Origin of the sequence: Streptomyces sp. NBC_00096, from assembly GCF_045041305.1 — a bacterium.
Lineage (GTDB): Bacteria > Actinomycetota > Actinomycetes > Streptomycetales > Streptomycetaceae > Streptomyces.
The window spans coordinates 5,224,984-5,239,277 of record NZ_CP108221.1; the positions used below are offsets into that span (position 1 = coordinate 5,224,984).

The following is a 14,294-nucleotide window of genomic DNA, read 5'->3' on the forward strand; positions in this document are numbered from 1 at the left end:
CTCTCGGAGTTCGCCCGTCCGTCAGCCGGTCCCGCCCGGCGGGGTCAGCCGGCGATGGCCTTGTCGATCGCCGCCGTGAACGCCTCGGGCGTCTGCGGCAGCGGGTCGAGCTTCTTTCCGTCCATCTTCAGCGTCGGCGTGCCCGTCACACCGCTCTTGTCGAAGGTCTTGGACATCTCCAGCGCCCACCGGTTGTACGTGCCGTCCTCGACGGCCTTCTTGAACTCGGCGTTGCCCTTGAGGGCCGGGACCTGGTCCGCGATCGTCAGCAGGACGTCGTCCTTGGCGAACTTGTCGTCCTTCTCCTCCGGGTGGTTCTCCGCGGAGTAGAGGGCCGTCTTGTACTCCAGGAACGCCTCGGGGCTGACGTTGAGGGCCGCGCCCAGCGCGCTCAGGGCGTTCTTCGAGCCGCTGCCGGGGAAGCCCTTGTCGAGGAAGGTGGCACCGATGTACTGGATCTTGTACTTGCCGGCGTCGAGGTCCTTCTTGACCTGCGGGCCGACCGCCTGCTCGAAGCTCGCGCAGACCGGGCAGCGCGAGTCCTCGTACAGCTCCAGGGTCTTCTTGGCGTCCGCCTTGCCTATGACCACGGTCGTGCCGTTCTCGCCCGTGGTGTTCTTCGGCGCGACCAGGGCGGTGTCGGCGGCCTTGTCCCACTCGCCGGGCTTGTTGGCCTGTACGACCGCGTAGCCGACGCCGCCGGCCAGGGCCAGGGCGGCCACGACACCGGCCGCCACGAACACCTGGCGGCGGGCCCGGGCCTTCTTGGCCTGCTTCTCGCGTTCGGCGCGCAGCTTCTCGCGGGCCGCCGCCTTGCTCGCCTGGCTGTTGCGTGCACTCATCATGAACTCCGGGGGGTACGGCTCCGCCGGGGAAGCCGGATGAAAGGGGGGACTGTCCTGCTGCGTACGTCAGGCGCGAGCGAGCGCGCCGCGTACGCGGGGAGGTCCCCGCCGACCCACGGAATGTGCGGGGAACCGGGTGCGGGCCACCGGGACCCTACGCGCCGCGCGCGGCAGCCGCCGTACCGGGGCGAGGGCCGCCACCGCCCGGGCCGAGGCCATCCGCAGCGGCCGGAAGGCGCAGGCGGAGGCCGCCCTCAGCAGCCGGCCGAGCGCCCGCTCCCCGTGCCGCAGCCACACCGAGGCGAGCAGCCCGACCGAGACGTGCGCGCCCAGCAGCAGCCAGGGCGTCCACGGTCCGGGTACCGCCAGCAGCGCGGCCGGGTCGGCGTGGCCCCCGCCGATCCCGGTGATCGGCGCGCCCAGGGGAGCGCCGCCGCACAGGTCGGCCAGGCCCAGCGCGCGCAGCGGACCCGAGACGGGGCCGCCGGCGGGTCCGTAGCAGAGGTCCTGACCGGAGGTGAAGACGGTGTCGGCGGCCAGTTCCAGGGGGACCAGCAGCCCGGCGATGGGGCCGAGGCCCCGCTCGCGCCCGGCCAGGGCGAAGGCGATCGCGAACACCGCGGCGAAAGCGCCTCCCACCAGGGCGGGAGGCAGCGGCACCCGGGACATCAGGACGTGTGACCCGGCCGAGAGCAGCACGACGAGCGCGCTGAACAGCGCGGCCCGCAGCCCTCGTAGCCCCACTCCGGATATGTGCATCGTCGCGAGTGTGCCATGAGTCCCTGTGAGAGGGAGCCCTTGGTCCCGGCTAAGGCAGGATCCGGCCGTTGCGGAAGAGGTCCACGAAGATCTGGTGGTCGGCGCGCGCCCGGGCGCCGTAGGCGTGGGCGAAGTCCACCAGCAGGTCCGCGAAACCCTCCTCGTCGGCGGCGATGGCCGCGTCGATGGCCCGCTCGGTGGAGAAGGGGACCAGCGTCTGGCCGCTCTCCTGCTCGTCCGCCGCGCCGTGCATGGTCGCCGTCGCCCGGCCGAGGTCCGCGACCACGGCCGCGATCTCCTCCAGGTCGTCCAGGTCCGACCAGTCCAGGTCCACCGCGTACGGGGAGACCTCCGCCACCAGCTGCCCGGCCCCGTCCAGCTCGGTCCAGCCGAGCCACGGGTCGGCGTGCGCCTGCAGGGCCCGCTGGGAGATCACCGTGCGGTGCCCCTCGTGCTGGAAGTAGTCGCGCACCGCCCGGTCGGTGACGTGCCGGGACACGGCCGGGGTCTGCGCCTGCTTGAGGTAGATCACGACGTCGTTCTCCAGGGCGTCGCTGTGGCCCTCCAGCAGGATGTTGTACGAGGGCAGGCCCGCCGAGCCGATCCCGACGCCCCGGCGGCCCACGACGTCCTTGACCCGGTAGGAGTCCGGGCGGATCAGGGACTCCTCGGGGAGGGTCTCGAGGTACCCGTCGAAGGCGGCGAGCACCTTGTACCGGGTGGCGGCGTCCAGCTCGATGGTTCCGGGGCCGGGGGAGAAGCGGCGCTCGAACTCGCGGATCTCGGTCATCGAGTCGAGGAGGGCGAAGCGGGTACGGCTGCGGGCCGAGCGCAGGGCCGCCAGCAGCGGGCCCTCGGCGCTGTCGAGGGTGAAGGAGGGGACCTCCTCGTGCTTGGCGCCGGTCGCCAGCGCGTGGATGCGCTCCCGGTAGGCGGCCGCGTAGATCCGCACCAGCTCGCTGATCTGGTCGTCGCTGAGCGCCTTGGTGTAGCCGATCAGGGCGACGGAGGCCGAGAACCGCTTCAGGTCCCAGGTGAAGGGGCCGACGTAGGCCTCGTCGAAGTCGTTGACGTTGAAGACCAGCCGGCCGTTGGAGTCCATGTAGGTGCCGAAGTTCTCGGCGTGCAGATCACCGTGGATCCACACCCGGCCGGTGCGCTCGTCCAGGTACGGGCCGCCGTGCCGCTCGCGCTCCAGGTCGGCGTAGAAGAGGCAGGCGGTGCCCCGGTAGAAGGCGAAGGCCGAAGCGGCCATCTTCCGGAACTTGACGCGGAAGGCGGCGGGGTCGGCGGTGATCAGCTCGCCGAAGGCGATGTCGAACACGTCGAGTATCTGCTCGGCGCGCTGCTCGTCGGTCGTCTCGGGAACCGCCATGGCGGGTGCCTCCAGGTGGTGCGGGGTGGATCACGTTTTGATCATGCGCGGCCGGACACTGCCGTTGGTCGTGCAACGCATGACCGTACCCGCCAGTGCCCGTGATCTGTCACCCGGGAGACGTAGGATTCAAAGCTGCCGCCCCTCTCTCCCCGCCCACCCGTCACCCGGCCACCGCCCCTCATCGAGGCACTGCGCGCCACTGTGATCTTCAGGAGCCCCCACCGTGACCAAGACGCCGTTCACGCACCTGCACGTCCACACCCAGTACTCCCTGCTGGACGGTGCCGCGCGGCTGAAGGACATGTTCAACGCGTGCAATGAGATGGGCATGTCGCACATCGCCATGTCCGACCACGGCAACCTGCACGGGGCGTATGACTTCTTCCACACCGCGAAGAAGGCCGGAATCACGCCGATCATCGGGATCGAGGCATATGTCGCCCCGGAGTCCCGGCGCAACAAGCGGCGCATCCAGTGGGGCCAGCCCCACCAGAAGCGCGACGACGTGTCCGGTTCCGGTGGTTACACCCACAAGACGATCTGGGCGGCGAACGCCACCGGCCTGAACAACCTCTTCCGGCTGTCCTCCGACGCGTACGCCGAGGGCTGGCTCACCAAGTGGCCGCGCATGGACAAGGAGACCATCAGCAAGTGGTCGGAGGGCCTGATCGCCTCCACCGGCTGCCCCTCCGGCGAGCTCCAGACCCGGCTGCGCCTCGGCCAGTTCGACGAGGCCCTCAAGGCCGCCTCCGAGTACCAGGACATCTTCGGCAAGGACCGCTACTTCCTGGAGCTGATGGACCACGGCATCGAGATCGAGCGCCGGGTCCGCGACGGGCTGCTGGAGGTCGGCAAGAAGCTCGGCATCCCGCCGCTGGTGACGAACGACTCCCACTACACCTACGCCAGCGAGGCCGGCGCCCACGACGCCCTGCTCTGCATCCAGACCGGCAAGAACCTCTCGGACCCGGACCGCTTCCGCTTCGACGGCACCGGCTACTACCTGAAGTCCACGGACGAGATGTACGCCATCGACTCCTCGGACGCCTGGCAGGAGGGCTGCGCCAACACGAAGCTGGTCGCGGACCAGATCGACACCGAGGGCATGTTCCAGTTCCGGAACCTGATGCCGAAGTTCGACATCCCGGACGGCTACACCGAGGTCACCTGGTTCCGCGAGGAGACCATGCGGGGCATGCAGCGCCGCTACCCCGGAGGCATCCCGGACGACCGGATGAAGCAGGCCGAGTACGAGATGGACACGATCATCTCGATGGGCTTCCCCGGCTACTTCCTCGTGGTCGCCGACTTCATCATGTGGGCCAAGAACCAGGGCATCGCGGTCGGCCCCGGCCGAGGCTCCGCGGCCGGCTCGATCGTCGCGTACGCCATGGGCATCACCGACCTCGACCCGATCACCCACGGCCTGATCTTCGAGCGGTTCCTGAACCCCGAGCGCGTCTCCATGCCCGATGTCGACATCGACTTCGACGAGCGCAGGCGCGTCGAGGTGATCAGGTACGTGACCGAGAAGTACGGCGCGGACAAGGTCGCCATGATCGGCACCTACGGCACGATCAAGGCCAAGAACGCGATCAAGGACTCCGCGCGCGTCCTGGGCTACCCGTACGCCATGGGCGACCGCCTCACCAAGGCCATGCCCGCCGACGTCCTCGGCAAGGGCATCCCGCTCTCCGGCATCCTCGACCCGCAGCACCCCCGCTACGGCGAGGCCGGCGAGATCCGCGGGATGTACGAGAACGAGCCGGACGTCAAGAAGGTCATCGACACCGCCCGCGGCGTGGAGGGCCTGGTCCGCCAGATGGGCGTGCACGCCGCCGGCGTGATCATGTCCAGCGAGACCATCACCGACCACGTACCGGTCTGGGTCCGCCACTCCGACGGCGTCACCATCACCCAGTGGGACTACCCGAGCTGCGAATCGCTCGGCCTGCTGAAGATGGACTTCCTCGGCCTGCGCAACCTCACGATCATGGACGACGCCGTCAAGATGGTGAAGGCCAACAAGGGGATCGACATCGATCTCCTCGGCCTGCCGCTCGACGACCCCAAGACCTTCGAACTGCTCGGCCGCGGCGACACCCTCGGCGTGTTCCAGTTCGACGGCGGGCCCATGCGCTCCCTGCTGCGCCTGATGAAGCCCGACAACTTCGAGGACATCTCCGCCGTCTCGGCCCTGTACCGGCCGGGCCCGATGGGCATGAACTCGCACACGAACTACGCCCTGCGCAAGAACAAGCAGCAGGAGATCACCCCGATCCACCCGGAGCTGGAGGGGCCGCTCGAAGAGGTGCTCGCGGTCACCTACGGCCTGATCGTGTACCAGGAGCAGGTCCAGAAGGCCGCCCAGATCATCGCCGGGTACTCGCTCGGCGAGGCCGACATCCTGCGCCGCGTGATGGGCAAGAAGAAGCCCGAGGAACTGGCGAAGAACTTCGTCATCTTCGAGGCGGGCGCCAAGGAGAAGGGCTTCAGCGACCAGGCGATCAAGGCGCTGTGGGACGTCCTGGTCCCCTTCGCCGGCTACGCCTTCAACAAGGCCCACTCGGCCGCGTACGGCCTGGTCTCCTACTGGACCGCCTACCTCAAGGCCAATTTCCCGGCCGAGTACATGGCGGGCCTGCTCACCTCGGTCAAGGACGACAAGGACAAGTCCGCGATCTACCTGAACGAGTGCCGCCGCATGGGCATCAAGGTGCTCCCGCCGAACGTGAACGAGTCGGAGCCCAACTTCGCCGCCCAGGGCGACGACGTGATCCTCTTCGGCCTCACCGCCGTCCGCAACGTCGGCACCAACGTCGTCGAGTCGATCATCAAGACCAGGAAGGCCAAGGGGAAGTACTCCACCTTCCCCGACTTCCTGGACAAGGTCGAGGCCGTCGTCTGCAACAAGCGCACCGTCGAGTCCCTGATCAAGGCCGGCGCCTTCGACGAGATGGGCCACACCCGCAAGGGCCTGGTCGCCCACCACGAGCCGATGATCGACAACGTGGTCGCCGTCAAGCGCAAGGAGGCCGAGGGACAGTTCGACCTCTTCGGCGGAATGGGTGACGAGAACACGAGCGACGAGCCGGGATTCGGCCTCGACGTGGAGTTCTCCGACGTCGAGTGGGAGAAGGCCTACCTGCTCGCCCAGGAGCGCGAGATGCTCGGCCTCTACGTCTCCGACCACCCGCTCTTCGGCCTGGAGCACGTCCTCTCCGACAAGACCGACGCCGGCATCTCCCAGCTCACCGGAGGCGAGCACGGCGACGGCGCCGTGGTCACCATCGGCGGCATCATCTCGGGCCTCCAGCGCAAGATGACCAAGCAGGGCAACGCCTGGGCCATCGCCACCGTCGAGGACCTGGCCGGCTCCATCGAGTGCATGTTCTTCCCAGCGACCTACCAGCTCGTCTCCACCCAGCTGGTCGAGGACACCGTCGTCTTCGTCAAGGGCCGCCTGGACAAGCGCGAGGACGTCCCCCGGCTGGTCGCCATGGAGATGATGGTCCCCGACCTGTCGAACGCCGGCACCAACGCCCCGGTCGTCCTCACCATCCCCACCGTCAAGGTCACCCCGCCGATGGTGACCCGGCTGGGCGAGATCCTGCGCCACCACCAGGGCAACAGCGAGGTGCGGATCAAGCTCCAGGGGCCGCGCACCACCACCGTCCTCCGCCTCGACAAGCACCGGGTCAAGCCCGACCCGGCGCTCTTCGGCGACCTCAAGGTGCTGCTCGGGCCGTCCTGCCTGGCCGGCTAGCAGCCCGGCCCCGGGGCACACCCCCGTACGCGGGAAGGCCCGCCCCCTGTCGACCGGGGGCGGGCCTTTCCACGTACGGGAAAGCGGTGTCAGTTCGCGCTGTCAGTGCGCGGTGTCAGTTTGCGCTGACGGTCGAGCTGTCAGTTGTGGCCGAACTTCTTTTCCCTCTTCTTGCCGGCCATCTGCAGTGGACTCGGGGCCGCCGAGGGGGAGGGTGCGGGCGAGGATTCCATCGAACTCTTCGCCGGATCCTGCGAAGCCGTGCGGTCCTGGGACTTGGCGGGCTGCTGGCGGTTCTTGTTCTTGGCCATGGGAAGCCTCCGTGAGGGGTGTAGGGGCCAGGGCCGCCTTCACACTCACACAGCGCCGTAAACGGCGCATTTTGGATCATTACCGCGCGTAGTCAGGCGCCTCACCGGGGACCTCTGGGAGATACGCCACGCCGATGATCGAGTTCCGGCCGTCAACGCCCTTGCCGTCGGGCAGACTCGGGGAAACCGCGAAACACACAGAGGACCCCCAGGGAAGAGGGTGGTACGCGTGGACCGCTGCGTCGTCCTGGTGGACGCCGGCTATCTGCTGGGCGCCGCCGCGAGCCTTCTCGCGGGAGAGCCCTCACGCTCCCGCATCACCGTCGACCATGCGGCGCTCATCCACGGCCTGCGCGAGCGCGCCGAGGCCGACACCGAGCAGCCGCTCCTGCGGATCTACTGGTTCGACGGGGCACCCGACCGGGTGCCCCAGCCCGAGCACCGCCGGCTGCGCGTCATGCCCCGCGTCACCGTCCGCCTGGGCGCCCTGACCCGCAGCGACGGCCGCTGGGCCCAGAAGGGCGTCGACGCGGCCATGCACGCCGAGCTCACCGAGCTGGCCCGCAACCGCGCCTGCTCGGACGTCGTACTCGTCACCGGAGACGGGGACCTGCTCCCCGGCCTGATGTCGGCCAAGGAACACGGGGTCGCCGTCCACCTGTGGGCCGTCCAGGCCGCCGACGGGGACTACAACCAGTCCGAGGACCTCGTCGCCGAAGCCGACGAGCGCCGCGTCCTGGACCGCGCCTGGATCACCCGGGCCGTCCGCGCCCGCGACCTCACCGGCCTCTGCGCCCCGCCGCCCGCCCCGCGCCCCGAGATCGCCGCCATCCTCTCCGCACCGCTGCCCGAGGCCGCCCTCGCCGAGGCCGCGCGCGGCAACGGCAGCCGGTCCCCGGGCGCCGCGGAGCCCGAGGAGGGCGGTGTACCCGCCCCCGCCTCGCCCGCCACCGCCAACGGCAGGGCCGTCCCGACCCCCAAGGACCTGGCGGGCTCCCTGCGCGCCCCCGGCGCCGCCGGACCCGCCCCCGCGGCGGTCCCGGGCCTCGGGTCCGCCCCGGCCGGCAGCGCCCTGCGCTGGTCCTCCGACAAGGGCTGGATCGACCGCGCGGGGCCGCTCGGCGAACCCGCCGAGACCGCCTCGCTGCCCACCCTCGCCCAGCTCACCTCCGCCGAGCAGCGCTGGGCGGACCGCGAGGAGGACATCACCACCGTCGGCGGCGACCCCTTCGAGGTCGGACAGGTCTTCGCCCGGCGCTGGATGGAACGGCTCCCGGAGACCGTGCACCTGCAGAAGCTCGCCACCATGTACCCGCGGATCCCGCACCGGATCGACGGGGAACTGCTCCGCTACGCCGCCAGGTTCGGACTCCTCGCCCACAAGGACGACCAGATCGACGAGCACGACCGCTACGCCATCCGGGCCGGCTTCTGGCGCGAGATCGACGTACGGGCCGCCGCCGAACACGTGGCCGGCGCGGGCACCCCGGCCGCCGTGCCCGCGGCGGCGGGAGCCCCCGTCCCGGTGGCCCCGGCGCCCCCGGCAGCCGAGTAGGGGCCGCAACCCCGTAGGCTGCTCCCTCGTGAGTACGGGCGCAGCACAGGCAGCAGACCTCGGCAGGCCGACCGCGGCAGCGGCCGCGGGACCGGCCCCCGACGTGGTCTGCGCGGTGCGTGACCTGGTCAAGACGTACCCGGCGGTACGGGGACGGCGCGGGGCTCCCGCCCTGCCCGAGACCCGTGCCACCGACGGGATCTCCCTGGACGTGCGGCGCGGCGAGATCTTCGGGCTGCTCGGCCCCAACGGCGCCGGCAAGTCCACCCTGGTCCGCCAGCTCACCGGACTGATGCGGCCGGACAGCGGCTCGGTGACCCTGCTCGGCCACGACCTCGTGCGCCACCCCGAGCGGGCGGCCCGGCTGCTCTCCTACCTCGGGCAGGAGTCCACCGCCCTCGACGACCTCACCGTGTCGCTGGCCGCCGAGACGACCGGCCGGCTGCGCGGACTGGACGTACGCGCCGCGCGGGCCGCGCGGGATTCCGTACTCGAGGAGCTCGGGCTGACCCCGATCGCCGGGCGGCCCCTGAAGAAGCTCTCCGGCGGGCAGCGGCGCCTCGCGTGCTTCGCCGCCGCACTGGTGGGGGAGCGGCCCGTCCTGGTCCTCGACGAGCCCACCACCGGCATGGACCCGGTGGCCCGGCGGGCCGTCTGGTCCGCCGTGGACCGCCGCCGCGCCGAGACCGGGGCCACCGTGCTGCTGGTCACCCACAACGTCATCGAGGCCGAGACCGTCCTCGACCGGGTCGCCGTCATCGACCAGGGCCGGGTCATCGCCTGCGACACCCCCGCCGGACTCAAGGCCCGGGTCTCCGGCGAGGTCCGCCTCGAACTCGTCTGGCGCACCACCCCGCCGCTGGAACTCCCGGAGGTCGCCTCGCTCGCCGCGGCGGCCACCGAATCCGGGCGGCGCTGGGTGCTGCGGCTGGCACCCGACGAGGCGCGGGCGGCGGTGGCCGCCGTGACCGGGGGCCCGGCCTTCGCGGCCCTCGACGACTTCACGCTGGCCACGCCGAGCCTGGAGGACGTGTACCTCGCCCTGGGCGGGCGCACCTCGAAGGGACTGGTGAAGGCGTGAGCTCCACCGCCACCACCACCGGCGCCGCGACCGCTGACGTGCGCGGCAGCGCCCCGGCCGTACTGGCTCCGCGCGCCCGGTTCCTCCCGGCGCTCGCCGCCGTCTACCGGGCACAGCTGTCCCGCGCGCGGGTCGCGCGGATCCCGCTGCTCTTCGTGGCCACCTTCCAATCCGTCGGGATCATGATCCTGATGCGGGGCGTGGTCGACGGGGGCTCCGAGGCACGGGCCGTCGTCGCCGGTTCCTCCGTGCTGGTCGTGGCCTTCGTCGCACTGAACCTGCTCGCCCAGTACTTCGGGCAGCTCCGGGCCAGCGGCGGGCTGGACCACTACGCCACCCTGCCGGTACCGCCCGCGTCGGTGGTGCTGGGCGCGGCCGCCGCGTACGCCTCCTTCACCCTGCCGGGCACCCTGGTGACGGCCGTCTTCGGCAGCGTGCTGTTCGGGCTGCCGATGGGCGGACTGTGGATCCTGGTGGCCGTGGTGCCGCTCGCCGGGGCCGCGCTCGCCGGGCTCGGTGCGGCGCTGGGACTGCTCGCGCCGCGCCAGGAACTGGCCACCCTGGCCGGCCAGCTCGGCATGTCGGCGGCGCTGCTGCTGGGCGTACTGCCGCCCGAGCGGATGCCCGACGTCATCGTGTGGGCCCGGGACCTGCTGCCGTCCACGTACGGCGTGGAGGCCTTCGCCCGCACCTTCGAGCCGCACCCGGACTGGGCGGCGGTCCTCCTCGACCTCGGCGTATGCGCGGTGGTGGGCGCCCTGTCCCTGGCCGTCGCGACCTGGGCCTACCGGCGGGCGGCGGTCCGCTGAGGCCACAGCCGCCCGATCCCTCCGGCCCGAGACCTGGCACGATGTGGGGGTGACCGAAGCCGTGACCCCTTATGACAAGCCCGACCAGCCGCCGTCGGCGCAGGTCCTCCCCACGCCTCCGGCGTCCTCCGAGCCCGCCTTCTCCCCGTCCGACGTCCGCGACGGGGCCGCCATCGCCCTCGTGGTGGGCGTGGCCGGCGTGCTGCTCGGGCTGCTGTGGGTGTGGCTCGCGCCGCGCGTGCAGTACTTCTCGAACGGCGAGGCCGTCTACCTGCGCGACACCGAGAGCGAGGCGCGCATCGGGGCGGACGGCACCTTCCTCCTGCTGTCGATCGGGCTCGGCGTCCTGAGCGCGGTCGCGGTCTTCCTGTGGCGCCGCCGCGGGGGCGCCGCGCAGGTGCTCGGGCTCGGGATCGGATCGGGTTTCGCCGCGCTGGTGGGCTGGCAGCTGGGCCTGTGGCTGGGCCCGTCCTCGGACCTGGCGGCGGCCGCCCGCCGGGCGGGCAAGGGAGTCTCCTTCGACGCACCGCTGGAGCTCATGGCGCACGGGGCGCTGCTCGCCTGGCCGATGGCCGCGGTCGTCGTCCACCTGGGGCTGACGGCGCTTTGGGGGCCGCGGGAGGCCGCGCCGGCGATGCAGGTGTGGCCGTCGACGTACCACCAGGCCCCTGCCGACTCCACCGACTCCACCGACATCGCGTACCCGGACCCTTCCCCGGCCCCGGACCCGTCCGGTACGGAGCCTCCCCGGGCGTAGCCCGGCCGGGAGCGGCGGGCCCTGCGGGGGCTGTCCCCCACCCGCCCTTCGCCCGTTCCCTGGGGCTCCGCCCCAGACCGCGCGGCTCAAACGCCGGCGGGGCGGATGAATCCAGGGCTACGGGCGGGCGATCGGGGCCAGGGCGGCCGAGGTCAGGGCGGTCAGCGTGGACGCGGGGAGTTCGACCTCCAGGCCGCGGCGGCCCGCCGACACGCAGATCGTGGGGAAGTCCGCCGCCGAGGCGTCCAGGACCGTGGGCAGCCGCTTGCGCTGGCCCAGCGGGGAGATGCCGCCCAGGACGTAGCCCGTGGTGCGTTCCGCCAGGGCCGGGTCGGCCATCGCGGCGCGCTTGCCGCCCACCGCGGCGGCCAGGGCCTTCAGGTCGAGGCTGCCCGAGACCGGGACCACCGCCACCACCAGGGAGCCGTCCACATCGGCCAGCAGCGTCTTGAAGACCTGGGACGGGGGGACCCCGAGGGCCTGGACCGCCTCTTCGCCGTAGGACGGGTGGGCCGGATCGTGCTCGTAGGCGTGGACGGTGAAATCGGCGCCCGCCGCCGTCAGCGCCACGATCGCCGGAGTGCCCGCCGGCGCCGGCTTCTTCTTCGCCATCAGTTCGGGCTCGTCGGCATGCGCGTCAGGTCCACGGCCGGCAGCGACGGGAGGTGGCGGATGACGGCCGTCTCCGTGCGCAGCAGCTTCAGCTCCTCCGCGAGGCGGGTCGCCGTGTCCGGGGCCTGGAGCAGGCGCTGCTTCGCCGGGATGTCGAGCACCGCGGCCGCCGCGACCAGGTACGAGACCACCGAGGGCTCGTCGGGGAGGTCCATGCCGGTCAGGGACCGTTCGCGGGCTCCCGCCAGCCGCTTCTGATAGGCGCGGAACGCCCGCAGCACACCCTCCGCCAGCGCTCCCGCGCCCTCCCCCGAGTCCTCCGGCAGCTCCTCCAGCTCCGCCATCAGGAACGGGCCGGAGGCGTCGACCGACAGCAGGCGGACCCGGACCGTGCCGGTCGCCATCACCTCGAAGCTGCCGTCCTCCCGCTCCCGGATCGAGGCCGCGTCCGCGATGCAGCCCACCCGGTGGAAGGCCTGGACCGGGTCCGCGCCGAAGCCGGCGGCCGGGCCGCGCTCGGGCAGGGAGGTCTGGTCCGGCAGGCCGGGCGCGGTCGGGGCCACCTCCCGGCCGTCGCGGATCGCGACGACCGCGAAACGGCGGGGCTCTTCCTCTCCCGCCTTCAGCAGCTCGCGCATCATGGCGCGATAACGCTCCTCGAAGATGTTCAGCGGGAGGACGAGTCCCGGGAACAGCACCGAGTTCAGCGGGAAGAGGGGCAGGCGAACGGTGGTCACGAGGCACAGGGTAGTGGCCGCGGCCAGCGGACCGTCACCCCCGCCTCAACAGCCGGGACGCTCCCGCCGCCACCGTCGTGGCCAGGATCCAGCCCAGGATGACCAGCGCCGCCGCCCCCCACTGCCAGCCGCCCTTCAGAATCCACTGGTCCTGCTGGCCGAGGTCGATCACCGGGAGCAGCAGGTCCAGGGCGAACAGCGCCGCGTTCCAGTCGGGGTGCTCGTCGGCCTTGATCGCGGGCGGCTTCCCGTGCAGCGAGAAGAGCACGGCCCCCGCCGCCCACAGGACCGTCATCCACAGGGCCGCCCGCCCCGGCCGGTAGCCGTAGACCACCGTCCAGTCCTGCATGTACCCCCACGCGCGCAGCGCGGGCGGCAGCGTGGCCCGGCGGCGCCGCTGCTTGGCCAGGAGCACCTCGCGGGCGTCCGCGTCCTCCCCCGAGGCCCGCAGTACGGCGGCCAGCCGCTCGTACGGTTCCGGGGAGTACTCGGTGGTGGCCGCCTCGACCCACTCCAGCCGGCGGGGCGCCGGGAAATGGCCCCGCGGCGCGAGGTTCTCGTAGCCGAACCCCTCCATGGAGACCCGGCCCGGGCCGGGCCAGCTCGTGGAGGTGTCGACGAGCTTGACCACCTTGGCCCCCGACAGCACCACCCGCCCCCGCTCCGGCCGCTCGCCCACGAACCGCAGCTCCGGGGTGTGGATCCGGCGCAGCGAGACCTCCTGGTCCTCCGTGAGGGTGAACCGGGCCCCGTAGAAGTCCACGGCGTCGCCGAAGCGGCCGTCGTCCAGGCGCAGGCCGCCCCAGCACTCGAAGGGCTGCGCGCGCTGGCCCCGTACGGGCGTGTACCCGAGCCCGTACGGGGGAGTGGAGGAATCGGAGTCGCCCGGGGTGTGGCCCAGCGCGATGGAGGTCAGGTACAGGGTGCGCTCGACGGTGAGCTGCGGGGCGTTCAGCGCCCGCCTCCCGTTCGGATTGACCAGGCGGGCCCCGCGCAGGTTCATCGACACGCCGACCTTGGCGCCGCGCAGGCTCAGCTCCCCGTACGTCTGGAGCAGCTCGCCCTGGAAGTCCTGCGCTACCGACATCCCGTCGGCGGCGATGGCCCGCCCCTTGCTGTCGCGCTGCACCACCGCCTCGCTGATCAGCAGATCGGTGCCGATCTGCGCGTCGGTCAGCCGGATCCCGCGCGCCACCCGGCAGCGCGGCAGGTGCAGGTCGCCCTCGGTGTGCAGGCGGGCCGCGTCCAGCCGGGGTATCGCGCAGTTGACCAGCCGCAGCGTCCCGAAGCGGGTCTCGGAGAGCTGGATCTCGCCGTCGAAGCGGCAGGACTGGAGCTCCACGTACGGGGCCACCGTGCCCCCGGAGAGGTCCAGGCGGCCGGTGATCCGCACGCCGCGCAGCTTCAGCGAGGCCACCCGGCCCGGCACCGGGCCCGGCCCGTGCAGCAGCAGCAGCGCCACCACCCGCGCCCGGACACTGCGCTCGGAGCCCCAGACCCGGTCGGCGTGCGGATCGTCCCGGTCGGCGGCGCGGGTGCTGAGGTCGCAGACGCTGCCCGTCCGGTACGCGTTCCACATGAGCTGTTCGGGGCCGGTGAGATCGGCCGGTTCCGCGCCCGCGCGTGCTTCGGCCATGGCGGCCCCCCTCCGCTGGCGCGGTGGACGTCACCGCGCGCAAGCGAA

At 72.0% G+C, this 14,294-nt stretch carries 12 protein-coding genes; 5 read left to right on the forward strand and 7 right to left on the reverse strand.

Going from position 1 to position 14,294, the window contains the following annotated elements:
• Positions 1–44: 44 nt before the first annotated feature.
• From OG904_RS23035 to OG904_RS23045, 3 genes are all read right to left on the reverse strand, one after another.
• A complete protein-coding gene (locus tag OG904_RS23035) occupies positions 45–842 on the reverse strand; it encodes a DsbA family protein (protein WP_405493887.1) in 798 nt (265 codons plus the stop codon).
• Between the two features lie 69 nt (positions 843–911).
• Entirely contained in the window at positions 912–1,604 is a 693-nt protein-coding gene (locus tag OG904_RS23040) for a hypothetical protein (RefSeq protein ID WP_405493889.1), read from the reverse strand.
• A 49-nt stretch (positions 1,605–1,653) separates the two neighbouring features.
• Complete coding sequence (locus tag OG904_RS23045) at positions 1,654–2,979, reverse strand: DUF2252 domain-containing protein (protein WP_405493891.1); 1,326 nt, start codon at positions 2,977–2,979, stop codon at positions 1,654–1,656.
• Between the two features lie 226 nt (positions 2,980–3,205).
• On the opposite strand from OG904_RS23045, the gene dnaE reads away from it, so the two are divergent.
• Complete coding sequence (gene dnaE, locus OG904_RS23050; RefSeq protein ID WP_405493893.1) at positions 3,206–6,748, forward strand: DNA polymerase III subunit alpha; 3,543 nt, start codon at positions 3,206–3,208, stop codon at positions 6,746–6,748.
• A 140-nt stretch (positions 6,749–6,888) separates the two neighbouring features.
• Here dnaE and OG904_RS23055 read toward each other — a convergent pair whose 3' ends face one another.
• Entirely contained in the window at positions 6,889–7,059 is a 171-nt protein-coding gene (locus OG904_RS23055) for a hypothetical protein (protein ID WP_405493895.1), read from the reverse strand.
• A 229-nt stretch (positions 7,060–7,288) separates the two neighbouring features.
• On the opposite strand from OG904_RS23055, the gene OG904_RS23060 reads away from it, so the two are divergent.
• From OG904_RS23060 to OG904_RS23075, 4 genes are all read left to right on the forward strand, one after another.
• The gene (locus OG904_RS23060) at positions 7,289–8,614 is read left to right on the forward strand and encodes an NYN domain-containing protein (RefSeq protein ID WP_405493897.1); all 1,326 of its coding nucleotides are present in this window, start codon (positions 7,289–7,291) and stop codon (positions 8,612–8,614) included.
• A gap of 103 nt (positions 8,615–8,717) precedes the next feature.
• Positions 8,718–9,695 carry an ABC transporter ATP-binding protein gene (locus OG904_RS23065; RefSeq protein WP_405498206.1) on the forward strand — a complete coding sequence of 326 codons (978 nt, stop codon included), beginning with the start codon at positions 8,718–8,720 and terminating at the stop codon, positions 9,693–9,695.
• Positions 9,692–10,504 carry an ABC transporter permease gene (locus OG904_RS23070; RefSeq protein ID WP_405493899.1) on the forward strand — a complete coding sequence of 271 codons (813 nt, stop codon included), beginning with the start codon at positions 9,692–9,694 and terminating at the stop codon, positions 10,502–10,504. The genes OG904_RS23065 and OG904_RS23070 overlap by 4 nt, the downstream gene beginning before the upstream one ends.
• Positions 10,505–10,553: 49 nt before the next feature.
• The gene (locus tag OG904_RS23075) at positions 10,554–11,261 is read left to right on the forward strand and encodes a hypothetical protein (protein WP_405493901.1); all 708 of its coding nucleotides are present in this window, start codon (positions 10,554–10,556) and stop codon (positions 11,259–11,261) included.
• A gap of 117 nt (positions 11,262–11,378) precedes the next feature.
• Here OG904_RS23075 and ybaK read toward each other — a convergent pair whose 3' ends face one another.
• From ybaK to OG904_RS23090, 3 genes are read right to left on the reverse strand one after another with little or no spacing between them, the layout of a single operon-like run.
• A complete protein-coding gene (gene ybaK, locus OG904_RS23080; protein WP_405493903.1) occupies positions 11,379–11,873 on the reverse strand; it encodes a Cys-tRNA(Pro) deacylase in 495 nt (164 codons plus the stop codon).
• Positions 11,873–12,610 carry an LON peptidase substrate-binding domain-containing protein gene (locus OG904_RS23085; protein ID WP_405493904.1) on the reverse strand — a complete coding sequence of 246 codons (738 nt, stop codon included), beginning with the start codon at positions 12,608–12,610 and terminating at the stop codon, positions 11,873–11,875. The genes ybaK and OG904_RS23085 overlap by 1 nt, the downstream gene beginning before the upstream one ends.
• 34 nt (positions 12,611–12,644) lie before the next feature.
• A complete protein-coding gene (locus tag OG904_RS23090) occupies positions 12,645–14,246 on the reverse strand; it encodes an oxidoreductase (protein WP_405493905.1) in 1,602 nt (533 codons plus the stop codon).
• Positions 14,247–14,294 lie beyond the last annotated feature (48 nt).